The sequence below is a fragment of the Halorubrum sp. genome, from assembly GCF_046498025.1.
GTDB lineage: Archaea > Halobacteriota > Halobacteria > Halobacteriales > Haloferacaceae > Halorubrum.
Genome location: NZ_JAWOBM010000012.1, coordinates 21,324 through 47,399, shown reverse-complemented (window position 1 = coordinate 47,399; position 26,076 = coordinate 21,324). Strand labels below are relative to the sequence as shown.

28 protein-coding genes are annotated in these 26,076 nt (G+C 69.4%); 12 read left to right on the top strand and 16 right to left on the bottom strand.

Features of this window, described 5'->3' with window-relative positions:
* Positions 1 to 68 precede the first annotated feature (68 nt).
* Complete coding sequence (locus tag R6U01_RS01895) at positions 69 to 1,394, top strand: hemolysin family protein (RefSeq protein ID WP_410284767.1); 1,326 nt, start codon at positions 69 to 71, stop codon at positions 1,392 to 1,394.
* 72 nt (positions 1,395 to 1,466) lie between these two features.
* Here R6U01_RS01895 and thpR read toward each other — a convergent pair whose 3' ends face one another.
* The 3 genes from thpR to R6U01_RS01880 form a co-directional block, all read right to left on the bottom strand.
* Positions 1,467 to 2,057 (bottom strand): RNA 2',3'-cyclic phosphodiesterase, encoded by a 591-nt coding sequence (thpR, locus tag R6U01_RS01890; RefSeq protein WP_410284766.1) that lies wholly within the window; start codon positions 2,055 to 2,057, stop codon positions 1,467 to 1,469.
* 169 nt (positions 2,058 to 2,226) lie between these two features.
* A complete protein-coding gene (locus R6U01_RS01885; RefSeq protein WP_410284765.1) occupies positions 2,227 to 3,480 on the bottom strand; it encodes an MgtC/SapB family protein in 1,254 nt (417 codons plus the stop codon).
* A 136-nt stretch (positions 3,481 to 3,616) separates the two neighbouring features.
* Complete coding sequence (locus R6U01_RS01880) at positions 3,617 to 5,407, bottom strand: excinuclease ABC subunit C (protein WP_410284764.1); 1,791 nt, start codon at positions 5,405 to 5,407, stop codon at positions 3,617 to 3,619.
* A 182-nt stretch (positions 5,408 to 5,589) separates the two neighbouring features.
* Here R6U01_RS01880 and R6U01_RS01875 point away from each other — a divergent pair, with 182 nt between their 5' ends.
* The 3 genes from R6U01_RS01875 to R6U01_RS01865 all read left to right on the top strand — a co-directional run bounded on the left by R6U01_RS01875 (position 5,590) and on the right by R6U01_RS01865 (position 8,904).
* Positions 5,590 to 7,200 (top strand): methyl-accepting chemotaxis protein, encoded by a 1,611-nt coding sequence (locus tag R6U01_RS01875; protein WP_410284763.1) that lies wholly within the window; start codon positions 5,590 to 5,592, stop codon positions 7,198 to 7,200.
* 90 nt (positions 7,201 to 7,290) lie between these two features.
* A complete protein-coding gene (locus tag R6U01_RS01870) occupies positions 7,291 to 8,685 on the top strand; it encodes a cytochrome P450 (RefSeq protein WP_410284762.1) in 1,395 nt (464 codons plus the stop codon).
* A gap of 3 nt (positions 8,686 to 8,688) precedes the next feature.
* Complete coding sequence (locus R6U01_RS01865) at positions 8,689 to 8,904, top strand: hypothetical protein (RefSeq protein ID WP_410284761.1); 216 nt, start codon at positions 8,689 to 8,691, stop codon at positions 8,902 to 8,904.
* A 295-nt stretch (positions 8,905 to 9,199) separates the two neighbouring features.
* Here R6U01_RS01865 and R6U01_RS01860 read toward each other — a convergent pair whose 3' ends face one another.
* A complete protein-coding gene (locus R6U01_RS01860; protein WP_410284760.1) occupies positions 9,200 to 9,793 on the bottom strand; it encodes a 2'-5' RNA ligase family protein in 594 nt (197 codons plus the stop codon).
* Positions 9,794 to 9,796: 3 nt separating this feature from the next.
* On the bottom strand, positions 9,797 to 10,000 hold the full coding sequence (locus tag R6U01_RS01855) for a hypothetical protein (protein ID WP_410284759.1): 204 nt from the start codon (positions 9,998 to 10,000) through the stop codon (positions 9,797 to 9,799).
* A 97-nt stretch (positions 10,001 to 10,097) separates the two neighbouring features.
* Between R6U01_RS01855 and serB the strand changes: the two genes are divergently transcribed.
* From serB to R6U01_RS01830, 5 genes are all read left to right on the top strand, one after another.
* A complete protein-coding gene (gene serB, locus R6U01_RS01850; RefSeq protein ID WP_410284758.1) occupies positions 10,098 to 10,745 on the top strand; it encodes a phosphoserine phosphatase SerB in 648 nt (215 codons plus the stop codon).
* 113 nt (positions 10,746 to 10,858) lie between these two features.
* On the top strand, positions 10,859 to 11,662 hold the full coding sequence (locus R6U01_RS01845; protein ID WP_410284757.1) for a lycopene cyclase domain-containing protein: 804 nt from the start codon (positions 10,859 to 10,861) through the stop codon (positions 11,660 to 11,662).
* The gene (locus R6U01_RS01840; protein ID WP_410284756.1) at positions 11,655 to 12,755 is read left to right on the top strand and encodes a Brp/Blh family beta-carotene 15,15'-dioxygenase; all 1,101 of its coding nucleotides are present in this window, start codon (positions 11,655 to 11,657) and stop codon (positions 12,753 to 12,755) included. Before R6U01_RS01845 ends, R6U01_RS01840 begins: the two co-directional genes overlap by 8 nt.
* 60 nt (positions 12,756 to 12,815) lie before the next feature.
* On the top strand, positions 12,816 to 13,433 hold the full coding sequence (locus R6U01_RS01835; protein WP_410284755.1) for an N-acetyltransferase: 618 nt from the start codon (positions 12,816 to 12,818) through the stop codon (positions 13,431 to 13,433).
* A complete protein-coding gene (locus tag R6U01_RS01830) occupies positions 13,430 to 13,714 on the top strand; it encodes a hypothetical protein (RefSeq protein ID WP_410284754.1) in 285 nt (94 codons plus the stop codon). The genes R6U01_RS01835 and R6U01_RS01830 overlap by 4 nt, the downstream gene beginning before the upstream one ends.
* A gap of 85 nt (positions 13,715 to 13,799) precedes the next feature.
* Here R6U01_RS01830 and R6U01_RS01825 read toward each other — a convergent pair whose 3' ends face one another.
* From R6U01_RS01825 to R6U01_RS01815, 3 genes are all read right to left on the bottom strand, one after another.
* A complete protein-coding gene (locus R6U01_RS01825) occupies positions 13,800 to 15,590 on the bottom strand; it encodes an L-aspartate oxidase (protein ID WP_410284753.1) in 1,791 nt (596 codons plus the stop codon).
* A 160-nt stretch (positions 15,591 to 15,750) separates the two neighbouring features.
* Positions 15,751 to 16,638 carry a YkgJ family cysteine cluster protein gene (locus R6U01_RS01820; protein ID WP_410284752.1) on the bottom strand — a complete coding sequence of 296 codons (888 nt, stop codon included), beginning with the start codon at positions 16,636 to 16,638 and terminating at the stop codon, positions 15,751 to 15,753.
* 610 nt (positions 16,639 to 17,248) lie between these two features.
* A complete protein-coding gene (locus tag R6U01_RS01815; RefSeq protein WP_410284751.1) occupies positions 17,249 to 17,926 on the bottom strand; it encodes a class I SAM-dependent methyltransferase in 678 nt (225 codons plus the stop codon).
* 135 nt (positions 17,927 to 18,061) lie between these two features.
* Here R6U01_RS01815 and R6U01_RS01810 point away from each other — a divergent pair, with 135 nt between their 5' ends.
* Positions 18,062 to 18,505, top strand: a complete 444-nt coding sequence (locus R6U01_RS01810; RefSeq protein ID WP_410284750.1) for a DUF2391 domain-containing protein — start codon at positions 18,062 to 18,064, stop codon at positions 18,503 to 18,505.
* Positions 18,506 to 18,530: 25 nt separating this feature from the next.
* On the opposite strand, the gene R6U01_RS01805 is transcribed toward R6U01_RS01810, so the two are convergent.
* Together R6U01_RS01805 and R6U01_RS01800 are read right to left on the bottom strand one after the other, a co-directional pair.
* Positions 18,531 to 19,085, bottom strand: coding sequence for a magnesium transporter (locus R6U01_RS01805; protein WP_410284812.1), 555 nt, complete (start codon positions 19,083 to 19,085; stop codon positions 18,531 to 18,533).
* 38 nt (positions 19,086 to 19,123) lie between these two features.
* Complete coding sequence (locus R6U01_RS01800; protein ID WP_410284749.1) at positions 19,124 to 19,696, bottom strand: magnesium transporter; 573 nt, start codon at positions 19,694 to 19,696, stop codon at positions 19,124 to 19,126.
* Positions 19,697 to 19,843: 147 nt separating this feature from the next.
* Between R6U01_RS01800 and R6U01_RS01795 the strand changes: the two genes are divergently transcribed.
* Positions 19,844 to 20,422, top strand: a complete 579-nt coding sequence (locus R6U01_RS01795) for a hypothetical protein (protein ID WP_410284748.1) — start codon at positions 19,844 to 19,846, stop codon at positions 20,420 to 20,422.
* A 45-nt stretch (positions 20,423 to 20,467) separates the two neighbouring features.
* Here the strand turns inward: R6U01_RS01795 and R6U01_RS01790 are convergent, their stop codons facing one another.
* Complete coding sequence (locus R6U01_RS01790; protein ID WP_410284747.1) at positions 20,468 to 21,337, bottom strand: hypothetical protein; 870 nt, start codon at positions 21,335 to 21,337, stop codon at positions 20,468 to 20,470.
* Positions 21,338 to 21,569: 232 nt separating this feature from the next.
* On the opposite strand from R6U01_RS01790, the gene R6U01_RS01785 reads away from it, so the two are divergent.
* Positions 21,570 to 22,184 (top strand): hypothetical protein, encoded by a 615-nt coding sequence (locus tag R6U01_RS01785; RefSeq protein ID WP_410284746.1) that lies wholly within the window; start codon positions 21,570 to 21,572, stop codon positions 22,182 to 22,184.
* Between the two features lie 90 nt (positions 22,185 to 22,274).
* Here the strand turns inward: R6U01_RS01785 and R6U01_RS01780 are convergent, their stop codons facing one another.
* From R6U01_RS01780 to R6U01_RS01760, 5 genes are all read right to left on the bottom strand, one after another.
* On the bottom strand, positions 22,275 to 23,456 hold the full coding sequence (locus tag R6U01_RS01780; protein ID WP_410284745.1) for an aspartate kinase: 1,182 nt from the start codon (positions 23,454 to 23,456) through the stop codon (positions 22,275 to 22,277).
* Positions 23,447 to 23,695, bottom strand: coding sequence for a hypothetical protein (locus R6U01_RS01775; RefSeq protein WP_410284744.1), 249 nt, complete (start codon positions 23,693 to 23,695; stop codon positions 23,447 to 23,449). Before R6U01_RS01775 ends, R6U01_RS01780 begins: the two co-directional genes overlap by 10 nt.
* 200 nt (positions 23,696 to 23,895) lie before the next feature.
* Positions 23,896 to 24,717: a Zn-ribbon containing protein gene (locus R6U01_RS01770; protein ID WP_410284743.1), complete on the bottom strand. Its 822-nt coding sequence runs from the start codon at positions 24,715 to 24,717 to the stop codon at positions 23,896 to 23,898.
* Positions 24,718 to 25,131, bottom strand: a complete 414-nt coding sequence (locus R6U01_RS01765) for a DUF2073 domain-containing protein (protein WP_410284742.1) — start codon at positions 25,129 to 25,131, stop codon at positions 24,718 to 24,720.
* A complete protein-coding gene (locus tag R6U01_RS01760; protein WP_410284741.1) occupies positions 25,131 to 25,772 on the bottom strand; it encodes a GTP-binding protein in 642 nt (213 codons plus the stop codon). The genes R6U01_RS01765 and R6U01_RS01760 overlap by 1 nt, the downstream gene beginning before the upstream one ends.
* Between the last annotated feature and the right edge of the window lie 304 nt (positions 25,773 to 26,076).

Here is a 26,076-nt window from a genome sequence, read left to right as displayed (position 1 = left end):
CCCCTCGGTGTGCGGATCCGCCCGCTCCCCGGCGGTACTCCCTTTTATATTCGGCCGCACGGGCGCGTATGGACATTACGATCGCGTTCGCCGGCGTGGCCGCGATCCTCGTGCTGACGGGGATCAGTGCCTTCTTCTCCAGCTCGGAGCTGGCCGTCTTCTCGGTGCCGAGCCACCGGATCGACTCGCTGCTCGCCGCCGACGTGCCCGGCGCGCGGGCGCTCTCGGCGCTCCGCGAGGACTCGCACCGCTTCCTGGTCACGGCGTTGGTGAGCAACAACGTGGCCAACATCGCGGCCGCCTCGGTCGCGACCGCCGTGTTCGTCCGGTTCGGCTTCTCCGGAGGGCAGGCCGCGACCGGGTCGACGCTCGTCACCTCCGTTTTCGTCATCGTCTTCGGGGAGATCGCGCCGAAGTCCTACGCGGTCGCGAACGCCGAGACGCACGCGCTCCGCGTCTCCCGCCCGGTGGTCGCGATCCAGCGGGTCATCCGCCCGGTACTGTACGTCTTCGAGGCGCTCTCGGGCGTCGTCAACCGCTTCACCGGCGGGGAGTCCGACATCGAGTCGTACCTCACCCGCGAGGAGATCGAGACGCTCGTGCTCTCGGGGCAGGCCGCGGGCGCGATCGATCCCGAGGAGGGAGCGATGATCCGCGGGGTCCTCGACCTGGAGTCCACGCGCGTCTCCGCGGTGATGGTCCCCCGCACCGACATGGTGGCGCTGCCGGACACCGCGACCCCGGCCGACGTGCTCTCGACCGCCGGCCGGGAGGGCGTCACCCGGATGCCGGTGTACGGCGAGAACCGAGACGATGTGGTCGGGACCGTCGACGTGCGCGACGCCATCGGCGCCCACGAGCGTGGCGAGCCGCTTTCGAGCGCCCTCCGCGAGCCGACGTTCGTCCCGGAGACCCAGCCCGTCGACGAGCTGTTCGCCGAGCTGCGGTCGTCCGGGCGACGGCTGGCGGTCGTCGTCGACGAGTTCGGCGCGGTCGTCGGGATCGTCACGCTGGCGGACGTCGTCGAGGAGATCGTCGGCGAACTGGTCGGCCGGTGGGAGGTCGACCACGTCGACGTGGTCGCGCCCGACGCGGCGGTCGTCCGCGGGTGGACCACGGTCGCGCACCTCAACGAGACCCTCGGGCTGGACCTCCCGGTCGGCGGGGGCGTCGAGACGGTGGCGGGGCTGATCTCCCAGCGGATGGGCCGGGTCGCGGCCGAGGGCGACCGCGTCGTCCTCGGGGACGTGTCGCTCACCGTCACCGGGGCGACTCCGACGCGGGTGACGCGGGTGCGGGTCGAACACCCCGGAGAACGGCGGAGCTCGGGGGACGGGGACGACGCCGAGCGCGACGACGGCGGGGATCGGGGGGGATCCGAGAGGACGGAGTGAAGGCGTCGATCCGGCGAGCGCGCCGATCCGGCGAGCGCGCCGATCCGGCGAGCGCGTCGACCCCCTCCCGCCTCACAGCTCGAACGACGCGACGGTCTCGTACGTCGGGCCGTCGCTCGTCAGCGTCGACGAGACGAGCCGGACCGCCTCGACCTCGAACCGACCGATCTCGGGATCGCGGTTCCGGACGACCTCTTGGACCAGGTCCTTCCCGCGAGCGTCGTCCATCCGGGCGAGCGTGACGTGCGGGGTGAACGCGTGGTCCGCGGGGTCGACGCCGAGCGCGGTCGCCTCCGCCTCCAGCGCCCCGTGGAGCGCGGTCAGTTCCGCGCTCCCGTCGCCGATTCCGGCCCACACGACCGAGACGTAGTCGAGGCTCGGGAAGACGCCGAATCCCTCCACGGAGCACTCGAAGGGATCCGCGTCGGCGTCCGCGACCGCGCGCTCGCCGGCGGCGGTCACGTCGTCGAGAGCGGGGGCGTCGCTCTCGGCGTCGGCGTCGCCGGCGTCCGCGTCGTCGACCTCGCCGAGGAACGTCAGCGTCACGTGCGCCTGTTCGGGGTCGACGAACCGGAGTCCGTCGGCGCCCTCGAACGCGGCCTGTGCCTCCGCGACGGGCGCCGCGAGGTCGTCCGGCAGGCCGACGGCGAAGAACGCGCGCATAGACGGGTCCGAAGTTGGTCGAGGTCGATTATAAATGCGCGTGGGGTCAGTCGGCGGCTCCACCGGAAGCGGGGGGGTTGTTCGGGGAACCCCTCGAAGGTGCCGGCCGAACGCGGAAGAGGCACAGCGCGTCGCGGGAGCGCGAGTCACGACGCGCGACGGCGGAAGCCTATATCACGAGGAGAACGAGGCCGCTCGCGACGACGACGCCCAGGACGATGGAGACGAGTCGTCCGAGGCGATAGGTGCCCAGGAGCCACGCCAGTGCGGCCTTGACCAGCGTGTTCGCGATGGCCGCGATGACGATTCCCGTGGTCGCGACCTGCGTCGAAATCGTCCCCTCGGCAGCGAGCCTGCTCAGCGTGATCGTCATCGCGTCGACGTCTGCCAGCCCCGAGAGGAACGCCGTGGCGTACACGCCCGACGTGCCGAACCACTCGTGCGCGTGTTCGGAGACGAGGAGCACGAGCGCGAAGACCACCCCGAACAGGAGCGCCGGCCGGAGTCGAAACGGATTGCTCAGCTCGTCGGGTTCGACCGTCTCGTCGGACGTCGTGCGCCAGTACAGCGCTCCGGCGGCAACGGTCCCGACGACGGTCATGGCTCCCAGCGGAACGGCGACGCTCGGGAGGAGCTCCGGATTGACGACCGCGACCTCGATGAGCGCTCGGGGGAACATCACGATGGACGCGATGACGACCGCGAACGCGCAGATGTGATACAGCGTCTCGTTTTGCGTCGTCTTCTCCGCCATCGAAACCGTCGTCGCCGTCGAGGAGACGAACCCGCCGATGACGCCGGTCACCGCGATGCCCTGTTCGGGATCGAGGAACTGCGCGAGCACGTACGCGACGAACCCGAGCCCGGTGACGAAGACGACCATCAACCAGATAAACCGCGGGTTGAGCCCGTAGAGGGCGTCTAACGGGCGGTTCGGAAGGGTGGGGAGAACGACGAGGACGACGAGGATGAACTTCGCCGAGGCCAGGCGCTCGGTCTCTTCGATGTTCTCGGCGAACTCGTGGATCGGGTCCTTGATCGAGAGGAGCACCGTGACGGTCCCGCCGACGACGATCGCGACGATCGCACCGGTGTCGGAGTGCATCGCGATCGCCCCCAGTATCGCGGTGAGGAGGGCAGCCATCACCGTCGTCAGACCGATGTCCTCTTCGAACCTGATTTTTCCGGCGTACGCGACGGTGAGCGGGACGACGAGCGCGCCGATGGCAAGCGGAAGCATCCTCGGGAAGAACTCCGAGACGAGCCCGCCGTAGAGCGCGAACAGGGGGAAGGTGCGGCTCCCGGCGAACATCCCGCCCGACTCGCTCTGCTCCCGTTCCAATCCGATGAGTGCGCCGAGCCCCACACCGACGAGGAGATGTAAGAGAACCTCGGCGAGCGGATCGGCTACGGGGTCGACCATTGCCCGGAGGTTCGGGTACGCCCGACGTTAAACTACGGGACGAGAGAAATCGCGGCGTTCACGCCCGCGGCGTCGCTCGAGTCAGCGGGGTCGAATCGTCTATCGATACGCCCTCGCTGCCCGCCGGCCGGTCTGTTTACAAGCGCTCGCGGAGGGTCCGGGCGGTCGCGTCGCCGACGCCGTCGACGTCGGTGAGGTCCTCGGGCGAGGCCTCGCGCACGCTCTCGACCGACCCGAATCTGCGGAGGAGTCGGCGGCGCGTCTGAGGACCGACGCCGGGCACGTCGTCGAGGACCGTCCTGACCTCGTCGCGGACGGTCTGGTGGTACGACACCGCGAAGCGGTGCGCCTCGTCGCGGACCCGCTGGAGCAGGTGCAGTTCGGGGGCGTCGTCGGGCCACCGGCGGGTGCCGGTCGGGGTGACGACCAGCTCCTCGGCCTTCGCGAGCGCGACGACGGGCACGTCCCAGCCGGTCTCCGCGAGCGCGTCGCGGGCGGCGCCGAGCTGCCCGTCGCCGCCGTCGATGAGCAGGAGGTCGGGGTCGGGGCGGTCGTCCCGGCCGGAGACCGCGCGCTCGGCGCGCCACCGGATCAGCTCGCGCATGTTCGCGTAGTCGTCGTTGCGGTCGGTGAGCTTCTTCCGGCGGTAGTCGGCCGTCTCCGCGCTCCCGTCGACGAAGCAGACGTCCGAGCCGACCACCGCGGTGCCCTGCGCGTGGCTCACGTCGAACCCCTCGATCCGGGCGGGCCGGTCGATCCCGAGCCGCTCGCCGAGCGCGCCGACGGGGTCGTCGCGCCCCCCGCGCTTGCGGGCGTTCTTGAGGGCGAGCTCGACGAGCTTCGCCTCGCGGCCCGCGCCGGGCACCCGCACCGCGACGCCTTCGGCCTCCAGCCAGTCGACCACGTCCGGGTCCGACGGGCGCTCCGCCAAGAGGACCGCGTCCGGGAACTCGCGTTCGGCGTAGTACTGCGTGAGGAACGCCGACAGCACCGCGGCAGGGGTGTTGGCGTCGGGGTCGGCGGGGGCGTCGGCGACGGTCGCTTCCGCTCCCTCGGCGTCGTCTCCCACCGCCGCCGCGTCCAACCGGTGGCGGCTCCGGTCGACCAGCTGCCCGCGCTCGCTGTGGAGCCGTGCGACGCGGGCGACGTCGCCCTCGACGGCGGCCGCGAGCACGTCGACGGTGCGGTCGTCGGACCGGTCGCTCACGGCTTCGCCGCCCTCGCCGTGGAACGCCTCGACCGCTTCGAGCCGGTCCCGGAGGTTGGCGGCGCGCTCGAACTCCGCGCGCTCGGCGGCGGCCTCCATCCGCCGGCGCAGGGGGTCGGCGAGGACGCCCGTCTCGCCCTCCAAGAACCGGTGGACGGCGGCCACGTCCTCGGCGTAGCTCTCGGGGTCGATCTCGCCGGTGCAGGGGGCCGAGCAGATCCCCATCTCGTAGTCGAGGCAGGGGCGGTCGCGGTTCGCGTACTTGTGGTCCGAGCAGCCGCGGAGCAGGTACTCGTCGCGGACCGCCTTCACCACGGTCTCGACGCGGCCCTTGTCCGTGAACGGCCCGTACGCGACCGCGCCCTCCTCCGGGTCGCGGGTGACCTCGATCCGGGGGATCGGGTGGTCGGTGAGCGCGATCAGCGGGTACGACTTGTCGTCCTTCAGCCGGACGTTGAACCGGGGCTGCAGCCGCTTTATGAGGTTCGCCTCCAACAGCAGCGCCTGCGTCTCGGTATCAGTGACCGCGAACTCGATCCGGTCGGCCCGCGCGACCATCCCCCGAATGCGCCCCGATCGCGGGTCCGCGTACGACCGCACCCGGTCGCGCAGGTCGACCGCCTTGCCGACGTACAGCGTGGTCTCTCCCGCCCGGAACTGGTACACGCCGGGCTCGGTCGGGAGGTCTGCGGCCCGCTCGCGCACGGCGTCGGCGTCCATCGACCGGGAGTAGCCGCCGAACGCGTTTGAACGCTACGGGCGGGGGTGTTGCGAGCTGCGCAGCGAAGGAAGAGGTCAGCGTAGCCGGCGGCGATCCTGTCGGCCGTCCAACGGACTTGGTATCAGTTTCGAGAATCGGGGGAAACCGTTTATCCGGGTGCTTTGGGGAGGGCCACGTAGACATGACGGGACTTCGAGGGCTCTTCCGGCGCGTGTTCGGGCGGGATCGGAACTCGCGGTCGGTCCCGGACGGGGGCGTCGTCGTCGACGACTCGACCGGTGACGGGGGGTCGACTCCGGGAGGGGTCGGAGGCGGGGGCGAAGCGTACACGATCGCCGAAGCCCGGGGCGTCGACCGCGCCGAAACGCTGGCCAGGGCGGGCTTCGAGCAGGTGTTCGACGCGACGAGCGTCCCGACGTTCATCCTGGACGCCGAGGGGAACGTCGCCGAGTGGAACGAGTCCATCGCGTCGCTCACCGGGAGCGAGCGCGAGGACGCCGTCGGCCACGGCCACGTCTCGGAGCTGTTCTACCCCGACGGCCGACGGGCGGACACCCTCGCCGACAAGGTGCTCGACGCGCCGGAGACCGCCGACGAGGCCTACGGCGTCGAGCGCTGCGACTCGGCTCGGCACCGCTACCGCGACACCAGCACGATGGTGGACCGGCACGGCGACGAGAAGCACATCGAGTTCACGGCGACCCCGTTGTACGACGGCGACGAGGTGATCGGCGTCACCGAGGTCGTCATCGACCGCACGGAGAACGTCGACGAGCGCGACGCGACGACGGAACTGGTCTCCGAGATCCGCGCGACGGCCGAGGAGATCGGCGAGGGAAACCTCGACGCACGCGCCGTCTGCCACGAGGAGTGCGAGATCCTCGACGACGACCTGTTGGCCGTCATCGGCGTCGTCAACGAGATGGCCGAGAACCTCCAGGACCTCTCCGAGAGCGTCCACGAGCAGGCGCGACAGATCGACCGGACGGTCCAGGAGGCGAGCGGCGCCGCCGCCGACATCGCCGAGAACGTCGACGAGCAGAACGAGCTGTTAGAGGAGAGCGTCTCCGAGATGCAGTCGTTCTCGGCCGGGATGGAGGAGGTCGCCGCCACGGCGGACCAGGTCGACTCGGCCGCGGTCGCCGCCAGCGAGGCCGCCGACGAGGGGCTCGACGCCAGCGAGGACGCCCGCGAGGCGACGGAGGACGTCGTCGAGATCGGGGACGAGCTCGTCGAGAGCGTGGGGGCGCTCTCGGAGCGCATGGACGACATCGAAGAGGTGATCGAGGTCATCTCGGACGTCGCCGAGCAGACGAACCTGCTCGCGCTCAACGCCAACATCGAGGCCGCCCGCGCCGGGGAGGGCGGGGACGGCTTCGCGGTCGTCGCCGAGGAGGTGAAGAAGCTCGCCGACGAGACCCGCGGCTACACCGAGGAGATCACGGAGAGCCTGGCCGAACTCCAGGCGCAGTCGGACGAGACGAGCGCCGCCGTCGAGCGCTCGCACGATCGGATCGAGGACGCCGGCACCGAGATCGAGACCGTCCTCGACTCCCTGGCGGAGATCGCCGACGCGGTCGACGAAGCGGCCGCCGGCGTCGCCGAGGTCGCTCGGACGACCGACGACCAGGCGGCGACCGTCGAGGAGCTCACCTCGTCGCTGGAGGCGGTGCGGGAGCGCTCCGACCGCACCGAGGCGGCGACCCACCGCATCGTCGAGGCGACCGACGATCAGGAGGTCGCCGTCGACGAACTGATCGCGCGCGTCGAGCGGCTGGACGCCCGAGAGTAGGCCGAACGCCGCGCTTCGATCGGCCGTCCCCGCGGTGCGTCTCGTCGGCCGCCGCCGAACGTTTAACCCCACCGAGGCCCTGTTTCTGGTATGTCCGCCACGCCGCCCGGACCCATGGGCGACCCCTTCTTCGGCAACGGTCGCCAGTACGCCGACGATCCGTTCTCGTTCATGCACGCCTGCGCCGACAGCTACGGCGACGTCGTCCGTTTCGACCTCGGCCCGCGCGAGACGTACCTCCTGACGAACCCCGCCGATATCGAGCGCGTCCTCGTCTCCGACGCCGAGCGCTACCGGAAGCCGCAGTTCGGCGACGACGCCATCGACACGCTGCTCGGGGACGGCCTCCTCATGAGCGAGGGAGAGACGTGGGAGCGCCAGCGGAAGCTCGCGAGCCCCTCGTTCCACAACCGCCGGATCGGAGCGCTCGCGGGGACGATGGTCGAACACACGCGGTCCCAGATCGCGGACTGGAACGACGGCGAGATCGTCGACGTGCAGCTGGAGGTCGCCCGCCTCACCGTCAAGATAATCGTCTCGGCGATGTTCGGCGCCGATATCACCGACGAGGAGGTGAAGACGGTCCAGGAGGAGCTGGAGCCGCTCGGCGCTCGGTTCGAGCCCGACCCGCGCCGCTTCCTGATCCCGAACTGGGTCCCGACCCGTGAGAACCGCGAGTTCGACGCCGCTATCGACACCCTCGAGTCCGTGATCGACGGGATCGTCGAGCGCCGGCGCGGGACCGAGCGCGACCCGAGCGTCGACCCGGCCGGGCCCGAGGGCGTCGCGGTTCGCGGTCCCCCCGGCGACGGGAACGGCGACCTGCCGATGGACCTGCTCTCCGTCCTGCTGCGCGCCCGCGACCGGGGCGAGCAGACGGACGAGAACCTGCGCGACGAGCTGGTGACGATGCTGCTGGCGGGTCACGACACGACCGCGCTCGCGCTGACGTACACCTTCTACCTGCTCTCGAAGCACCCCGAGGCGCGGGAGCGCGTGGCCGCGGAGGCCGAAGCCGCTGTGGCGGACGGCGCCCCGACCGCCGCCGACGCGCGCGAGATGAAATTCACGGACCGCGTGCTCACCGAGTCGATGCGGCTGTACCCGCCCGTCTACACCATGTTCCGCGAGCCGAAGCTCGACGTGAAACTGGGGGGGTATCGGATCCCCGAGGGCTCCGCGCTGATGCTGTCGCAGTGGGTGATCCACCGGTCCTCGCGTTGGTACGACGACCCCGAGACGTTCGATCCGGACCGCTGGACGCCCGAGCGTCGGAGCCGGCGCCCCCGGTTCGCCTACTTCCCGTTCGGCGCCGGTCCGCGCCATTGCATCGGCAAGGCGTTCTCGCTGCTGGAGGCGAAGCTGATCCTCGCGGAGGTCTGTTCGCAGTACGACCTCGACTACGAGGGGCCCGAGCTCTCGCTGCGCGGGTCGCTGACGATGCACCCGAATCACCCGGTCCCGATGCGGATCCGCGAGCGGTGAGGGATGCCTGACGACGGGACCGAGTACTGCCGCCGCTGCGGCGAGCCTCTCGTCCGCGGCGCCGTCGCGAGCCACCAGCGCGCCTGTTGCCTCTACGCGACCCCGATCGCCGGGATCTGCCCGACGCACGGCCCCGTCGGCCCCCACCACGCGGTCAACGAGCCGAGCGGGAGCGACGGCGCGAACGGCGAGAACGACGTGAACGACGGCCGAGAATGACCGCCGACGGCGACGTGCTACTTATAAATCGATAGCGGTGGCGTCGCCGGCGCTACGCGCCGGCTGCAAGCGAGAGCTTCGCTCTCGCCCTGCGCGCCTCCGAACGCCCGCAGGGCGTGAGGAGCGCGTGCGAGGGAGTCGCTGGCGCGTTCCGCGCCAGCGACGAGGCTGGGGAGGCGTGAGATGCGGTCGACGTGGGGGCTTTGGAGGTGGTCACCGTCGAAGCCCAGTCGACAGCGTATCGCCGAGCGGCTGGGGCGTTGGACGCCTTCACCGTCGATCCGCTCGCAACCACTTATAAATCGATAGTCGCGGCGACCTCGCGAAACTCCGGATCATACAGGTCGAGCGCGTGGACCCGCCACCGGATCGGGTCGAACTCGGTGGCGACGAGGTCCGCCACGGTCCCCGGCTCGGGGTTCCCGCCGCGAGCCAGGGTGACGTGCGGGACGAAGTCGTCGCCCTCGATCCCCTCGACCGCGCCGTAGGCGGCGCAGAGCCGGCGGTGAATCCGGACGAGCCCGTCGCTCTCGACGGCGAGATACACGACGGGCCGCGAGCCGGAGGCCGGGGCGTCGAAGACGTCGACCCCGGTCACCGCGACGTCGAACGGGTCGGTACCCGAGAGGAGGGGCCGGAGGTCCTCGCGCAGCGCCGCGATCGCGTCCTCCTTGAGGACGATCGGGTCGCCGCCGGGAGCGTCGTCGGGTGACCCCGCGCGACCGGACCGACCGCCGCCCGCGACGCGGTCCGGAACGTCCTCGACCCCGAGCCGCTTGCAGACCAGAGTGTGCCGGTCTCGCACGCGGTCGAACCCCGACAGTTTCGGGTGGAGATCGGCCGCGAGGTGGTCGACAGCGGGCGGGAGCGGGACGTTGAGGCTGAACACGTCTCAGATCCGATCGGTGAGCCGTAAGGCGATCAGGACGACGATCGCGACGACGATCAGCGTCGGGAGCGCCTCGATCAGCGCGAACGTCAGGTCCAGCACCGTCCCGAGGATCTCCAGGAGAAGCCACACGATAGCAAGCCCCAAGATCACCTTCAGGAGGTCGTCGACGTCGAGGTCGGCGCGGTCCGCGTCCGGTCTGTCCATAGGTGAGTCGACGGTCGCGACGGGCAAAAAGGCCACCGAGGGGCGCCGTCGGTGCGCGATCGGGTATTTAAAAATGGCTCCGCGCCGAACGGGATCCATGAGTCTCATCGCGTTCGACTTCGACGGCACGCTCTCCGACTCCGAGATGACGGTCCTGCTCGCCCGGCGCGCGGGCGTCGCCGACGAGGTGGCCGAGATCACGGAGCGGGCGATGAACGACGAGCTCAGCTACGCCGAGAGCCTCTACCGGCGGGCGGAGCTGCTCGACGGGCTCGACGAGGACGCGGTCGCGGCCGCGTTCGACGAGGTGACGCTGCGGTCCGGCGCCGGGGAGCTGATCGCCCGGTTGCAGGCCGACGGCCACCACGTCGCGGTGCTCACGGGCGGGTTCGAACGCGGCGTGGAGCGCGCGCTCGCGACGGAAGGCGTGGAGGCCGACACGATCGTCGCCAACCGCCTCCCGATGGCGGGCGGGAAACTCACCGGCGACGCCGAGGGACCGCTCATCGAGGGGACCAAAGACGACGCGCTGGCCGAGCTGGCCGACGACCTCGGCGTCCCGATGGCGGAGACGGTCGCGATCGGCGACGGCGCGAACGACCTCCCGATGCTGGAGGTCGCCGGCCTCGCGGTCGGGTTCGTTCCCAAGGACGCGGTGCGTCCCGTCTGTGACGCCGTCGTCGCCTCCATGTTCCGGCTCGGGAAGGTGCTGGAGAGCTACGGCGTGCTGTCGCCCGAGTCGTGACCCCATCGGGAGCCGAGCGTCGTCGCACCCGCCACGGCCACACTGTTTGGATAGGTCCTTAATAAGGGGCGGAGCGAACAGGGAGTTATGAACGGCGTTGCCGGGGTGAGTAGATGCTTCCGACGCTGACGTATCTCCAGTTCCACCTCGTCTTCAGCCTCCCCGTGGTCGCGGCGCTGTGGTACCTCGCGCCGCGGTACGAGCCGGTCCGTCGCCGCCGCGCGACCGCCGGGATCGCGATCCTCGTCGCCATCGCGTACCTGTACACGACGCCGTGGATCAGCTACATGATCCGGCAGGGGGCGTGGTGGTACGCGGACGGGGCGGTGCTCGTCCGCGCGCTGTCGATCCCGCTCGGCGAGTACCTCTTTTTCACCATTCAGACCGTCGTCACCGCGTTCGCGCTCCACCTGATCGGGTTCGACCCGACGTTCCGCGAGGGCGACTTCGACCGACTGCCACGGGTGGCCGGCGTCGTCGCCGGCGTCGCGATGGTGGTGGGCGGGCTGTGGCTGGTGACGCTCGACCAATCGTACCTCTACCTCGGCGGGCTGATCGCGTGGGTCGGTCCCGTCGTCGCGCTCCAGTGGGCGGTCGGCGGCGGCTACCTGGTTCGGACGCCGCGGGTCTGGCTCGCGGCGACGCTGATCCCGGCCGCGTACTTCTGGGTCGCGGACCGGATCGCGATCGAGATGGGGACGTGGCAGCTCTCGACCGAGCTCACGACCGGCGTGGCCGTCCTCGGGCTCCCGATCGAGGAGATGCTCTTCTTCGCCTCGGCCGGCGTGATGACCGTGAACGGGCTCGTGCTGTTCGAGTGGGTGCTCGACTGGAACGACCGCCGCGGGCGGCCGACCGAGGCCGCCGCCGGCGCGTTCGAACCGGACCCCGAGTCGGCCGACCCCGTCGATGACTGAGACCGCGACGCGCTCGGCGGCGCGGCGCGAACCGACGGCGGTCGAGCGCGACGACCGAGCCCGATCGGCCGTCGACCGGTGGTTCGCGCTGTACCCCGCGCTGGCGCTCGCCGCGCTGCTGCCGGTCGGCGCCGTGACCCCTCTGTTTCCGGTCGAGATCGGCGTCGCGACGTTCGCGCTGGGGACGCTCGTCGTCGGGATGGCCCACGGCGCGGTCGACCACCTCGTCCCCCTGCGGGCGGCGCCCGACGTGTCGCTTCGGCGGTCGGTCGCCGTCGTCTCCGCGGTGTACGCGCTCCTCGGCGGGGCGGTCGTCGCGGCGTTCTTCCTCGCGCCGGTGGCCGCGTTCGTCGGGTTCATCGCGCTCACGTGGCTCCACTGGGGGCAGGGTGACGTCGCGGCGCTCGTCGTCGCCGGCGTCGACCACCTCCCGACCTCGGCCGAGCGCTGGCTGAGCCTCGTCGTCCGCGGCGGGCTCCCGATGGGCGTCCCGCTGCTCGGGCATCCGGGGGAGTACCGGCTGGTCGCCGAGTGGATCGTGGGGCTGTTCGTCGTCGACGCGGCCGCCGCGACCGCCGCGGTCGACCCGCTGTTCGTCCCGGCGACGCGACTGGCCGTCGGCGGGTTCATGATCGCCGCGACGGCGCTGTCGGTCGTGCTGGGGTACCGGCGCGTCCGCGCCGGAGCCTCGCGCCGGGGGTGGGTCCGCGACGCGGGCGAGGTGGCGGTGCTGTGGGCGTGGTTCCTCCTCGCCGCGCCGGTGTTCGCCGTCGGAGTGTACTTCGCGCTCTGGCACGCGCTCCGGCACGTCGGCCGGCTCGTCCTCGTCGACGAGCGGGCGTCCGCGGCGCTCGGCGACGGCGACTTGCTCGGCGCCCTCCGGCGGTTCGCGCGCGACGCCGCGCCGCTCACCCTCGGCGGCTTCCTCGTCGTCGCCGCGGTCGGGCTGTCGGTCCCCGCCGGCGTCGCCGCGCCCGGAGACTTGCTCGCCGTGTCGCTCGTCGCCATCGCGGCCATGACGCTTCCGCACGTCGTCGTCGTCGCGTGGCTCGATAGACGACAGGGCGTCTGGCGGCCGCGAGCGGGCGGGTAAGATCGGTCTGCGCTCGCGTCAGCGTGCCACTCTTGTCGACGGGGAGCGTACCGCATCGGGATGGACGAGATCGCGATCCGAGACCCGCGACCGGACGACGCCGACGAGCTGGAGGCGCTCATCACCGCGCACTTCAGCGAGGGGAGCTCCTACGGCGTGGACCTCGGCCTCGACGACCCGACCTACCACGTGCTGGTCGCGGTCACGGTCGACGCCGACGTCGAGTCGGACGGCGTGGGGAGCGCCGACACGGACGCCGCAGACGGCGGCAGCGACTCGATCCTCGGAGTCATGGCGCTGCGCGAGCTCGAGGACCCGGCCGCCGTCGCCGAGGAGATGTACTTTTTCGACGACCCCGCTCTGGTCCCCGAAGCCGACCGGTACGGTCACCTCGAGATGGGCTACATCCGGGAAGGGGCGACGGGGCGCGGGATCGGGAGTCGGCTCCTCGAACGGCTGCACGATATCGGCGCGAGGCGGGGCGTCGACCTGTTCCTCGCTGACTCGTGGTTCCACGGCGGCGACGACTCCCCGGAGAAGCTGTTCGACCGCCACGGCTACGAGACGGTCCACCGCGAGCCGATCGAGCGGTCCGCCGCGGAGTGCCCGAAGTGCGAGGTCGAGTGCACCTGCGAGGGGGCGCTCGCGGTGCGACGCGTCGGGGGGAATGCGCGGTGAATCACGACCGCGTCCACGCCAGAGAGCCGTCGCACCACGTCGACCGGTGGTCAGTCGGGGTGATCGAATCGATCGACGAGCGCGACGGTCACTGCGTCGTGACGGTTCGCCCGGTCGCGTCGGGGGAGGCGGGCGACGAGCGGCAGTCCGAAGGCGACGGCAGGACCGTCGAGCTCGTGATCACCCTCGCGGTCAGAGACCTGTTCGTGGGGCGGCTCGCCGTCGACGACGACGAGTCGCCGGTCGGCGAGCGCGTGTGGTATCGGAAACGGGGCGGGTGAGGCGGGGTAAAACAGTACATAAACGTAGCGGGGTGGAGGCCGACGCGGTCAGCGGGACCGGACCGTCCCGAACGGTCCGGCGTCGTCACTCCAGCTGGTGGTAGTCCAGCTCGTGACCCTCGTCGAGCGCGGCCTGAACGGCTTCGCTCGGCTCGTCGACCGGTTCGGTCCGGAGCCGCATCCCGCCGACGTCGGCGGCGTCGATGTAGATGTTCCGCCGCCAGTCGGAGTCGACGTCGGGGTGATCGGTGCGGTAGTGGGCGCCGCGGGACTCCTCGCGTTCGAGCGCACCGCGGAGCACCGCCTCGGCGGCGACGAGGGTGAACCCGACGTCGACGGCGAGCTCGAACGACTCGCTCGTGACCGGGCCGACGCGCATGTCGGCGGCCCGCTCGCGGACGGCGTCGAGTCGCTCGAGCCCCTCACGGAGGGACGACTCGTCGCGGAGGATCCCGGCGTGGTCCCACATCAGCTCCCGCAGCTCGGCGATCACCTCGTCCACGTCGTGGTCGCCCTCGTTCCCCGCCATCGCGCGCAGGTCCCGGAAGTGCGGTTCGACGAGCGACTCGCGGAGGGCGTCCGGAACCTCGCCCGGGCCGTCGACCCGGTCGGCGATCCGCTCGCCGGCGACGACGCCGTACGCGACGGTCTCGGCCAGCGAGTTGCCGCCGAGCCGGTTCGCGCCGTGAACGCCCGCCATCGTCTCGCCGATGGCGAAGAGGCCGTCCACGTCGGTCTCTCCGCCGTCGTCGACGGCGACGCCGCCCATCCCGTAGTGGGAGGTGGGCGCCACCTCGACGGGCGCTTCGGCCATGTCCACGCCGAGGTCGTGGAACCGCTCGTACATCCGCGGGAGACGCTCGCGGATGAAGTCGGCGTCGCGATGAGAGATGTCGAGGAAGACGCCGCCGTTCTCGGTGCCGCGTCCCTCGGCGACCTCCTGTGCGATCGCCCGAGCGACCACGTCGCGGGCGTCCAGCTCCATCTGGTCGGGGGAGTACCGCTCCATGAAGCGCTCGCCCTCGCTGTTGAACAGGCGGCCGCCCTCGCCGCGGACCGCCTCGGTCACGAGGCGCCCGCTCCACGGCGCCCACTCCGGGTCGCCCTCGTCGACGGCCATCCCTGTCGGGTGGAACTGCATGAACTCCATGTCCATCAGCGACGCGCCGGCGTCGGACGCCAGCGCCGCGCCGTCGCCGTTGTTCTCGTCGTCTCTGGACGTGTGGCGGTTGTAGATCGCCGCGTGGCCGCCGGCGGCGAGGACGACGGTGCCGGCGTTGAACAAGACGAACTCGCCGGTGTCCATGTCGAACCCGACGGCACCGTAGACCGCGTCGCCGTCGGAGACGAGCTTCGTGATCATCACGTTCTCGCGGTACGGGACGGAGAGCTCCCGGGCCCGGTCCACGAGCGCGTTCAGCATCGACTCGCCGGTGTGATCGCCGGCGAACGCCGTCCGGCGGAACGACTGGGCGCCGAAGAACCGCTGGTCGATCTCGCCGTCCTCGGTGCGCGAGTACGCCATCCCCCACTCGTCGAGTTCGCGGAGGCGCTCGGGCATCTGCTCGGTCACGGTCTCGACCTTCGCCGGGTCGTTGAGGAAGTGGCCCTCGTTGAGTGTGTCGGCGGCGTGGATCGCCGGCGAGTCCTCGGGGTCGCGGGTGCCGAGCGCGCCGTTGATCCCGCCGCGGGCCCACGTCGTGTGCGCGTCGCCGTGGCCGCGCTTGCCGAGCACCAGAACGTCGTCGACCCCGCGCTCGGCGAGCTCGATCGCTGACCGTGCCCCCGCCGCGCCGGCGCCGATGACGAGGACGGAGACGTCCACGTGGTCGTACTCGACCGATTCGTCGGGGTCAGTGGGTCGTCGTTCGTTCACGTCTCTGGTACGGTCTCTACGGGGAAAAGGCTCACGCGCGTGCGCGCGCGAGAGAACGTAAGGTGGTGCGAAGTGGGATGACGCGGCTGAGGTGGGGTGACGCGGCTGAGGTGGGGTGACGCGGCTGGCGCGAGCGGGGTGACGGCGGTGAGCGGTCCCGTCAGTCCCACCCCGGCGTTCCGGGGGCGCCGGCGTCGTCCTCCAGTTCGCGGACCAGCCGCTCTTGCGAGTCGGCGTCGAAGGGAACGGGCTCCCCGTCGGCGCCGGCGCGGTCCGTCCACTCGCCAATCGCGCGCCCCGCCCACGAGTCGGCGTCGCGGGCGCGAGCGCGGGCCTCGGCCATGCGGTCGCGGTCGACCGACAGCGATCCGGGACGGGAGCCGACGGCGGCCCCGACGAACCGGGCCCGGTCGTCGTCGGTGAGCGAGTCGCTCCGGATCCGGTCGATCACGCCGTCGAGTCCGTCCGGATCCGGGTACGCGAAGACGGTCGTTCCGAGCGCCTGCGGGCCGAACGCGGGCGCGGGGAGGTCGGCCGGCGGCTCGTCGTCGAGGAGTCGGTCGCCGCCGCCCGCGTCCTCGACGCGCTCGCACTCGGTCTCGGCGTCGAGTTCGAGGTTCTGCCCCGGGTACGTCGCGCAGGTCCGGGGATAGCGGTCCTCGTCGTGGATCCGGCACTGGAGCGTCGTCGGGTCGAGGAAGACGCACGCGTCGAGCCAGCGGAGCTCGTCGGTGCCGATCGGCGCGACCGGCTTAGGCGGTTTCCGAAGGCCGAGCATGAACACGGGGCGGTCGCCGGCCGCCGCGACCTCGGTGCCGTCGACGGCGACGCGTTCGTCGCGCTCGGCGGGCTCGAACAGGCGGGGGACGAGCACGTCGCCGAGTCCGTCGTCGAGGAAGCCGGCGACCTCGTCGCGGGTGAGCGGGACCAGGTCGTACGCGTCGTCGAGGGGAGGGCGGTCGCCGGCGCGGTCGGAACCGGCGGCGTCCGGCGCGAGCGGCCGCCAGTCGACGCAGCAGCCGGCGCAGCCCTCACAGCGGAGTTCCATATGGTATCAACCGTGCGAACGGTTCGCACGGTTAAAAGGGATCGGAGGGTGACGGGTTCGCATTTATAAACAGAGGGCGGTCGGCGCGCGCCTCCGAGCGGCCGCCCCGGGCGGCCGCGAGTAGCGAGGGACCGAAGGTCCCTCTGACAGCCGGCGGCTCCGCCGCCGGCGAGAGCGCGTGCGAGGGACGCGGCGAGTGACGCGGGCGACCGAAGGGAGCCCCGAACGAGCCGCGAGGCTGGGGAGGTGTGAGGTGCGGGGCGGTTGCGGTCGGGGCGGGATTCAAAGGGGCAGTCGCGAGGACGGCGCACGCTCGCTGTGCTCCTCATTCGGTCGCTCACTTCGTTCGCTCCCTCATTGCGGTGCTTACATCGCCTGCGCCGTCCTCGCGACTGGGGCTTTGAGGTGTTCGCCGCAGAGGAGTCGATCAGGTATAGCCGAGCGGCTGGGGCTTTGGAGGTGTCCGCCGTACAGGAGTCGATCACATACAGCCGAGCGGTAGCGAGGCGCTTCGCGCCTCTGGCAGCCGACGGCGAAGCCGCCGGCAACTGGGACTTTGGAGGTGTTCACCGTCGATCCGCGATCGACCGTTTATAAACGAGCGATCGGGTCAGGGCGCGACGCCGACGGTCAACAGCGTCCCCCACGTCCGGTAGCGGTCGACCATCGCCTCGCGCGAGTGCCAGTCCTCGGTGGGGAACTCGGCGGCGGGCGGGATCTCGATCTCCCGGTCGGGAACGTTGTCCTGTTCGGCGACGTACAGCCCGGCGTCGCGGAACGCCTCGCGGTACTCCTCGCGGCTCCACAGGGTCATCTCCACCGCGATGTTGTCCTGCCACGCGTGGCTCGCTTCGTTCTCCGCGTAGTAGTTGACGGCGCAGTAGAAGGTGCCGCCGGGTTTCAGCACGCGCCGGATCTCCCGGAGCGTGTTGCGGGGGTCCGCCGCGTAGTAGAACGCCTCCATCGAGAAGACGTGGTCGAGCGAGTCGTCGGCGAAGGGGAGCGCGTCGAAGTCGCCGACGAGGAAGCCGACCGCGTCGTCGTCGGTGTAGCTCCGAGCGTTGCCCGCCATCTCGGGCGCGCCGTCGAGTCCGTACGCTCGCCCGATCCCGCGCTCGCGGAGCGCGCGGAGCGCGTAGCCGGAGCCGGTGCCCAGGTCCAGAACGGCGTCGCCCGCCTCGACCGGCATCCGCGCGAGGACGTGCTTCGCGGTGTGCCAGTGTCTGTCCTCCATCCCGCGGTCCTTCCCCGACGTCGCCCACTGATCGAACTCTTCGCGAACGCTCATGGCGGGACGAGGGGCGGACGGGTGAAAACCGGTTCGGAGCGGAATGGGTGCCGTCCGTCCGATTTGCGGCGTACGACACGCGACGTGCGCTCAGAAACCGCCGCCGTTTTATTTACCGGCGACCGTGCGAGGAGTGTGAAACGCCCGCAGAGCCTCCGTCGACCGAAGTACCGGATCGCGGACTCCGCACAGCAGGCGGTCGGCGGCTTCCTCCTCGCGGGACCGTTCGTCGTCACCGAGGAAGTGTGGGTGCTGGCTGCGGGCATGCACTGGATTCAGGGGGTGCTGACCGCCGGGATCGTCGCGCTGATCGGGTACGCCGCGCTCTACCGGGCAGACACTGACCGCGACCCCGAGGTTGAAAAAGAGATCGCGGGGATCCCCGCCCGGTTCGTGTCCCTGATGATCGTCGCCTTCGGCTCCGTGGCCCTCCTCGCGGTGCTGTTCGACGCCCCGGACACGTTCCTCATCGAGGAGGGCGTGACGGGTATCGAGTTGTGGGGGACGACGGCCAAGGCCGTCTCGGTCGGCGCGGTGTTCAGCGTCGTCGGCGCCGCGACCGCCGACAGCGTGTTCTGAGTTCACACGACCACCGAGACGAAGCTCACACCACCACCGAAACGACCGCGAAGAGGATCAGGACGCCGGCGATGTCACAAACGTTAGTGACGACCGGAATTGTGGTGCTGTCCGGATCGAGGCCGACGCGGTAGGAGGCCTCCACGGCGGCGACGCTCGTCACGACGACGAGGACGGCGAGGAGCATCCCGGAGATCAGCGAGACGAGGAGCACGCGCCCGAGCGCGAGCGTACCGCCGAGCGCGACGCCGATGGCCCACGCGGCGACGCCGACCGCGCCGAAGACGGTGGCCGCGAGCGCGAACACGGCGCCAGCGTTCGCCCTGAGATCGGGGTTCGACGGGTCCAGCTCGTACGTCCCGAGATACAGCTGGGTGGTGAGCCGCGAGCAGGTGATCGACGCGAGGTTCCCCGCGGTGCCGATCTGGACCGGAACCAACACGAGGAGCGCCGGGTTCTGGACGAGGACCGCCTCGTACACTTCGAGGACGGTGCCGGAGACGAGCTGGAGCACCGACAGCCCGGCGAGGAGGGGAACCATCGTCCGCACGATCCGTGGGATCGACCACTCGTCCGGCATGGTCGTCTCGGAGATGTTCGAGGGGGCGTCTCCGTCGGTCACAGCACGACCCCCACGACGTAGATACCGACGAGCAGGAAGAGAACCCCGAACACGTCGCCGAGCGTCGTCACGACCGGCCCGATCACGTTGTCCGGGTCGAGTCCCCGCCGGTAGCCGACGAAGATGACGACGATCAGTACCGAAATCATGAGCACCGCCGAGAGAAACCCGGCGATGACCATGATCCCGACCAGTTGAAGGAGGTTACCCCCCGATCCCAGAAGCCTCAGCCAGAGGGAGGTGACGACGGCGATGAACACGGAGACGGTCATCCCGTTGATAAAGGAGGCGACGATGGCGTTCGTGAGTCGCCGGTCCAGCCGAAACCGCGGCTCGATGAGTCCCTGGTGGAGGCCGGTGGAGAGGCGGGCTCCGAGCGAGCCGTAAACGCCGCCCCGCGTGGCGAGGAACGCGGGGAGCAGGAGGAGGAGTCCGGGCACCTCCGAGATCCCGGCTCGCATCGTCTCGGAACCGAGGATGGTCCCCGCGAACAGCCCGGCGACGAGACTGACCAGAATCACCGGGAGCGCTTGCCGATAGACGTCGCGCGCGGTGTCGTGGCCCACCATCGTACGTCTCGATGGTGGGAACACTCAAAAAAACCGGCCAACCGACACGGCCCGCGTCGAAACCCGATCGGACGACGCGGTTCGTATCGAAACCCGATCGGACGACGTGGCCCGCATCGTTAAGTCGGTCGGGCGATTTCCGATCGCATGGACTATTCGCTCGCCATCGAGAACGGGCCTGAAACGATCCCTGGCGGCACGGGGCTCCTACTCATCCACCCGAGTATCGGCGAGACGGACCGGATCGACACGGACTTTCTGAAGACCGACACCGACGCGTTCCTCGTCGTCTCCACGCGGACGACGGCACGGGAGGTCGAACAGAAGCTGGAGTACTACGACGTCGACGAGACGAAGGCGACCATCCTCGACACGCTCTCCGTGGAGCGCGGGTACTCGCGGCGCTCCAGCGACGACGTGTACTACGTCTCCGCTCCCGACGACCTCGACGGCGTGGTCGACCGAGTTGAGCGGTTCCTCACCGAGAGCGAGGGGAAGCGACGCGTCTCGGTCGACTCGCTCACTGAGATGGCGTACTACGCCGACGACAACGCGGTGTTCGAGGCGGCTGCGGACATCCTCGAGCTTCTCGATGAACACGACGCGGTCGGGATCTTCCACCTCTCCGAGGAGGTCCACGAGGTCGCGACGCTCGACCGCTTCAGAGATCTGTTCGAAGGGGTCATCGAACTCGACGGCGACGGCAACGTCACCGTCGAAATATAAAAGGAAGAACGAGTCGGGGAGAAAACGAGTCGGGGAGACGTCCCGTCAGTCGTCGTCGGTGACCATCGACTCGAACGTCTTTTCCGCCCACTTCACCGCGTAGGGAGCGCCGCGGTCGCGGTAGGCGGCCGTGTCGAGGGCGGCGAACGGCGCCGGGAGGTCGAGGCCGTGACGGACGGCAGAACAGGCGTACTCGGTCGCGCTCGCGAAGTCGGTCTCGCCGCGAACAACCTCGCCGGCCAGATCGCCGAGCCGGCCCTCTAATCGGCTCCCAGCGTCGGTCCACGCGTCGAACAGTCGCGGGTGACGCCCCTCCCACGACGCGAAGACGTCGCGAGTGTACACCCCGACCCACGCGTCGAAGAGCGCGGCCCCGACCTGAAACACGTCGTTCGAGCCGTATCCCGTGGTCGAGGCACCGGTGTCGGGGTCCGGCCGGCGGATGGCGGCATCGAGATCGCGGTAGCGCTCGCCGAAGAAGGGGAGGAACGTCTCGGGGAGTCGGTCAGGGGGAGCGTCGTCCGGGAGCGTTCCGGGAGACGGCGAGACGCCGACCTGGACCAGCCGATCGGCGATCAGGAACGCGAGGAAATCGTCCGGGGTGCCCGCCGCTCGCTTCTTCACGAGTATCGTCTGCGGGTCGGTCTGGGTCGTCCGGGCGACGGTGCCGTCGCCGGGGAGTCCGACGGTGAACGCGGGACCGACGTACGTCCGGAGGAGGTCGGGCGTCTGGTCGGGGAGCCACTCCGCTGGGAAGGACGCGGGCGAGAGCGCGTCGACGAACAGACCGAGGTCCTCCGCCGCTGCCGGCGGAAGGGTCTCGAAGTCCGCGTCGACGTCGAGGACCGGGGATCCGGGCGCGTGTTCCTCGCGGACCGCCTCGAGGTCCTCGTCGAGCGGTCGGGTCGAGAACATCAGCCGAGCACGTACGAGAGGATGATGAGTACGGACAGGGCCGCCGACACGCCGATCGTTCCGAGCACGATCGTGGTGGATTTGCTCATGTCGAATCGTGCGGCCGCTGGTCGTTTAAAACTATATTACTTCGAGCGGACGGGGAGCGCTTCGGACGGAACGGCGGCTACGGACGACCGCTGCGGAAGCCTGACGGCAGCGGGTTTATACGGGTTCGTCCGGTAACCGAGGTATGCGGATCCGTGACGCACTCGAGTCCGACGCCGAGGCGCTGGCGACGGCGACCGGTCGGCCACGAGAGGTCGTGCGGAACATGATCCACGACCGGTCAGTTCGGGTCGCAGTGGAAGAAGAGGGCGATGGAAACGGCGCTGAGGAGGGCGATGGCGACGGCGCTGAGGAGGGCGATGGCGACGGCGCTGAGGAGGGTGGTGGCAACGGCGCTGAGGAGGGTGGTGGCAACGGCGCTGAGGAGGGTGGTGGCAACGGCGCTGAGGAGCGCGATGGCGACGGGGCCGAAGAGAGGGACGCCAGTGCTGAAGTAAGCGAGGGCGGTGAGGGAACTGTCCGGGGGTTCGTCGCCTTCGATGTCCGCGCCGACACCGTTCATGTGACCGACTTCGAGGGAAGCGGATCGACGGTCCGAACGCTGTTCGAGGAGCCGCGGCGATTCGCGCGCCGAGAGGGGATGGGCGTTGAGGTCGTCGTCCCGAACGATGAGGAGACCAGCGAGGTCATCGAGGCGTCTGGGTTCGCGGCCGCGGGGAGAGGCCCGCGGTTTGAGGGGCGCCGGACCACCCGGTATCGGATCGAATCCGAAGAGCTGGACGAAGGCAAAGACGAATAAAGACGGTGAATATCGGGCCCCAGACGGGGGAAGACGAGGGGAGATCGTCGGATCGTCTGGTCGCTCGACGTCGGGCAGGTCGACGTCCGGTCAGTCGAATCGGCGCTGGACGATTTCGAGCGCCTCTTCTCTGTCCTTCCAGTCGACGAACACCGCGACCGACGTCGCGCTCGTGATGAGGTCGATGATGTTGATCCCGTCTTCTGCCAGCGGCGCGATGATCTCCTGGATGACGCCGGGCTGGTTGGGGAGCTCGCCGCCGGTCACTCGGATGACCGCGATCGGGTCGGCGACGGTCACCGACGAGAGCGCCTCGTCGTCGACGACGGCCTCGTGAAGGAGCGCCTCGGCGGTCTCCGCGATGTCCACGTCGACGTAGAACGTGACCGAGTCCATGCCGGAAGCGACCGCGTCGATGTTGATCTCCTCCTTGCGGAGGGCGTTCGCGAGCTGCGAGAGAATTCCCGAGCGGTTCCGAATCGCGCGCCCGGCGATGGTGAGACACGCGAGCGGTTCCTCGCGCATGTCGATCAGGCTCTCGAACTGGCCCTCGATGCGGGTCCCGCCCCTGAGGAGGTCGCCGTGTTGGTAGTGGACGACCCGGACGGAGAGGTCCTCGTCCTTGTACGAGAGCGCCGATGGCGCGACGACCTCGGCGCCCCGGAACGAGAGGTTCCGGAGCTCGTCGACGGTGATCCGACCGACGTTCCGCGCTCCCTCGACGACGCGGGGGTCGCCGGTCATGACGCCCTCGACGTCGGTGACGATCACGACCTCGTCGGCGTCCATGTAGTTGCCGAGCATGACCGCGGTGGTGTCGGAACCGCCGCGGCCCAGCGTCGTGACGTTGCCGTCGTGGTCCTCCGCCAGAAACCCGGTGATGATGGGGACGACGCCGTCGAGGCGCTCCGCGATGGCCTGCGCGCGCTTTTTCGTCTCCTCGACGTCGACCTCCCCGAGTTCGTCCGTGATCACCGGCCAGTCCGGATGGCCGGGTTCGAGAAAGACGGCGTCGATATCGCGGACCGAGAGAGCTGCCTTGAGCATCCTGACGCTGGTGCGCTCGCCCATGGAGACGATCTCAGCGCGGTCGGCGTCGTCGGTCTCGAAGGTTATATCCTCGAGGAGGTCGTCGGTGGTCGATCCCATCGCGCTCGCGACGACGGCGATCTCGTGGCCGGCCTCGACCGCGTTCGCGACCGAGTCGGCCGCGCGTTCGATCCGATCGCCGCTGCCTAGGCTCGTCCCGCCGAACTTGGCGACTACGCGCATACGGCCACCTCAGCACGAACAGACCTGAGCGCGTCGTCGACCGGCTTCGACACGTCGGTTTTCGAACGGTCGGCTTTCGACAGGTCGTCCGTCGATATGTCGTCCGTCGACAGGTCGTCCGTCGATATGTCGTCCGTCGATAGGTCGTCCGTCGACAGTGTGTCCGTCGATGAGTCGTCGTATCCGATCAGACGAGAGGCGCCTCGGGGCCCCGAATTGAAAGCGCGATCAGCAGACATGAGCGCCCGTAGCGGAGGAAGCCGCATAACTGTGTCCACTTCGACAATGGTCGCCCGAACGAACGGTTCGGTGAGGTCGACTGGTTGGGAGACGTTCTCGTTCGGTGAGGTTGCCGGGTTGGGAGACGTTTCAGTTCGGTGGGGTCGACCGCGCTGAAGGTCAGCTCAGTAGCGCTAGTCGGGGGAAATCGCCGGTGCCGTCACTCGTCTTGAATGCCCCACGCGTCGGGCATCTCGATGACGTACCGTCCGTCTTCCTGCAGGGAGATAATGTACTCCTGGCGGTCGTACAGCTCCATCAGATTGAGCTCGTACTTCCCCGGGCTCACGATCCGGATGCTCTCGAACTGCTCGTTGAGTTCGTCACGGAGTTCGTCGATGTCGGGACGCGGACCGTCAGGGGCAGTGGAGTCACCGACATCGCTGTCGGGGTTAGAGTCGACCGGTTGGCTCGCGCGGTCGAGTTCATCCGGCGAGACGACGTCGGAGCGAGCGCTCGCCTGCGCGACGTCCTCTTCGCTGCGTTCGTTGACGTGTTCGGTTCCGGTCGGCGGATCGGCTGGTTCGGTGTGTTCGGCTTGCTCCGACGACGAGCTAGACGAATCGGCCGATTCAGCGTTTGCGGACGATCGCTTATCGGCGCTTGGAGTCGAATCGGCGCTTGGAGTCGAAGCATCCGTGTCGGCAGCGTCCGTCGAGTCAGAGGAAACGGCGCTGCCGATCCGGGAAGACCGATCCTCCGAAGCCGTGGACGACCGCTCTGTCGCATCCCCTGTCGGCGCTGACTGCTCGGTCGGCGCTGACTGGTCAGCCGACGTCGACTGGTCGCTCGACGCTGACTGCTCGGTCGACGTCGACTGGTCGCTCGACGCTGACTGCTCGGTCGACGTCGGTTGTTCGTCGGTAGCCGCGCCCGCGGGTTTGAATTGGAACTTGTTTCCACCGCAGTCCGGACAGCCGGAGAGCATCTCCTTCGATCCGTCGGGGAACGTCCGGCCGCAGGTGGTACACTGGTGAGGCATCTATTTGCGGGAGACGAGCGTGCTGATGAGGTTCTCGTCTTTATGCAGCGTCTCGATACGGTTGGCCGGACCGATGACGGTGAGCTTCTGGGCGGACTTCCGGCCCATCAGCTTGTCGAGGAAGCTCTGGTCGTTCGCCTCCGCCTTCGGGTACGTCTCGATCTCGATCCCGGTGAAGTCGTCCGGGCTGATCTCGGTCATCGTCACCTCGATCAGCTTCGACTCCTCGTCGGGGGAGAGTCCCTCCTCGAGGATCACAATGTTCCCATCGCGGACGCCGTCGAGGATGAGGCGGATCTTCTCCATACCGGTGAGCCCCTCCATCCGGGCACCGCTTATCATGTCGATCCGGACACCGTCGTCGGGGTCGTCGGGAGAGGCGTCGCCGTCGACGTTGGGGGTCGGGCCGGGCATCAGCCGAAGTACTCCGCGATCTTCGTGTACACTTCGTCCATGTTGTCGCCTTCGAGCGCCGAGAGCGGGATCGTCTCGTGTTGCGGGAACGCGTTGGCGATCTGCTGGACGTCCGACTCGGGCAGGTCCGTCTTGTTCGCGAGGATCAGCGCCGGGAGATCTTGCGACTCGATGATCCCGATGAGCATCGTGTTCACCTGCGTGAACGGGTCCGTGGAAGAGTCGAGCACGTAGATGACGCCGTCGACGTCCTCGCGGAGCCAGTGCATCGCCTCGGCGACGCCCTCTGTCGCCTCGCGGGAGCGACGCACGGCGTCTTCCTTCTCCATGTCGTGGTCGAGGAACTCCTTGTAATCGACCTTCGTCGTCACACCGGGCGTGTCGACGATGTCGATCGTGACCTTCCGCCCGTTCCGTTCGATTTCGACGTTCTCCTTTCGGCGAGCTCGTCGTGTCTCGTGCGGGATGTGACTCTCGGGCCCGACGGCGTCACCCGTCCAGTCGCGTGCGATCCGATTTGCGAGGGTCGTCTTTCCAGCGTTCGGCGGTCCGTAGATCCCGATCCGTTTGGGTTCATCGGCCGCGAACAGCCCGTCGGTGACCCGTGATATGCTGTCTTTGAGATTCGTGAGCAGTCCCATCCTGACCTCCAGTGCTGTTTTCTCCCGAACGAGCCGTGTTGCGTGCGACCGCTCGGTCCGACCGCGCCCGGGGTTCGTTCGGGGAATTACAGTAGAATCTACACCCCTCTCACTTAAGAACTGCGTCAGACGCACCGATCGCCCGATATCTCCAGTGTGCGGATTCGTGTCCTCCAATATCGAATTCATTTCGAACCGTCGAAACGAACGTGTCGGATACGCCACTATCTGGGGCTCCTCGACAGTGAGTCTGAGGTCCCTCGACAATGAGGAGCCGTAGGCGACTGTCGGTCGCTTCTCCCCC

Excerpts from the sequence above, each read along its gene's own strand:
- R6U01_RS01840 (WP_410284756.1), top strand. The coding sequence starts at position 11,655 with ATGACTGAGACCGCGACGCGCTCGGCGGCGCGGCGCGAACCGACGGCG.
- R6U01_RS01845 (WP_410284757.1), top strand. The coding sequence starts at position 10,859 with ATGCTTCCGACGCTGACGTATCTCCAGTTCCACCTCGTCTTCAGCCTC.
- R6U01_RS01835 (WP_410284755.1), top strand. The coding sequence starts at position 12,816 with ATGGACGAGATCGCGATCCGAGACCCGCGACCGGACGACGCCGACGAG.
- R6U01_RS01790 (WP_410284747.1), bottom strand. The coding sequence starts at position 21,337 with ATGTTCTCGACCCGACCGCTCGACGAGGACCTCGAGGCGGTCCGCGAG.
- R6U01_RS01775 (WP_410284744.1), bottom strand. The coding sequence starts at position 23,695 with ATGTCTGCTGATCGCGCTTTCAATTCGGGGCCCCGAGGCGCCTCTCGT.
- R6U01_RS01885 (WP_410284765.1), bottom strand. The coding sequence starts at position 3,480 with ATGGTCGACCCCGTAGCCGATCCGCTCGCCGAGGTTCTCTTACATCTC.
- R6U01_RS01785 (WP_410284746.1), top strand. The coding sequence starts at position 21,570 with ATGCGGATCCGTGACGCACTCGAGTCCGACGCCGAGGCGCTGGCGACG.
- R6U01_RS01865 (WP_410284761.1), top strand. The coding sequence starts at position 8,689 with ATGCCTGACGACGGGACCGAGTACTGCCGCCGCTGCGGCGAGCCTCTC.
- R6U01_RS01765 (WP_410284742.1), bottom strand. The coding sequence starts at position 25,131 with ATGCCCGGCCCGACCCCCAACGTCGACGGCGACGCCTCTCCCGACGAC.
- R6U01_RS01880 (WP_410284764.1), bottom strand. The coding sequence starts at position 5,407 with ATGGACGCCGACGCCGTGCGCGAGCGGGCCGCAGACCTCCCGACCGAG.
- R6U01_RS01800 (WP_410284749.1), bottom strand. The coding sequence starts at position 19,696 with ATGGTGGGCCACGACACCGCGCGCGACGTCTATCGGCAAGCGCTCCCG.
- serB (WP_410284758.1), top strand. The coding sequence starts at position 10,098 with ATGAGTCTCATCGCGTTCGACTTCGACGGCACGCTCTCCGACTCCGAG.
- R6U01_RS01875 (WP_410284763.1), top strand. The coding sequence starts at position 5,590 with ATGACGGGACTTCGAGGGCTCTTCCGGCGCGTGTTCGGGCGGGATCGG.
- R6U01_RS01760 (WP_410284741.1), bottom strand. The coding sequence starts at position 25,772 with ATGGGACTGCTCACGAATCTCAAAGACAGCATATCACGGGTCACCGAC.
- R6U01_RS01855 (WP_410284759.1), bottom strand. The coding sequence starts at position 10,000 with ATGGACAGACCGGACGCGGACCGCGCCGACCTCGACGTCGACGACCTC.
- thpR (WP_410284766.1), bottom strand. The coding sequence starts at position 2,057 with ATGCGCGCGTTCTTCGCCGTCGGCCTGCCGGACGACCTCGCGGCGCCC.
- R6U01_RS01870 (WP_410284762.1), top strand. The coding sequence starts at position 7,291 with ATGTCCGCCACGCCGCCCGGACCCATGGGCGACCCCTTCTTCGGCAAC.
- R6U01_RS01895 (WP_410284767.1), top strand. The coding sequence starts at position 69 with ATGGACATTACGATCGCGTTCGCCGGCGTGGCCGCGATCCTCGTGCTG.
- R6U01_RS01770 (WP_410284743.1), bottom strand. The coding sequence starts at position 24,717 with ATGCCTCACCAGTGTACCACCTGCGGCCGGACGTTCCCCGACGGATCG.
- R6U01_RS01780 (WP_410284745.1), bottom strand. The coding sequence starts at position 23,456 with ATGCGCGTAGTCGCCAAGTTCGGCGGGACGAGCCTAGGCAGCGGCGAT.
- R6U01_RS01820 (WP_410284752.1), bottom strand. The coding sequence starts at position 16,638 with ATGGAACTCCGCTGTGAGGGCTGCGCCGGCTGCTGCGTCGACTGGCGG.
- R6U01_RS01805 (WP_410284812.1), bottom strand. The coding sequence starts at position 19,085 with ATGCCGGACGAGTGGTCGATCCCACGGATCGTGCGGACGATGGTTCCC.
- R6U01_RS01815 (WP_410284751.1), bottom strand. The coding sequence starts at position 17,926 with ATGAGCGTTCGCGAAGAGTTCGATCAGTGGGCGACGTCGGGGAAGGAC.
- R6U01_RS01795 (WP_410284748.1), top strand. The coding sequence starts at position 19,844 with ATGGACTATTCGCTCGCCATCGAGAACGGGCCTGAAACGATCCCTGGC.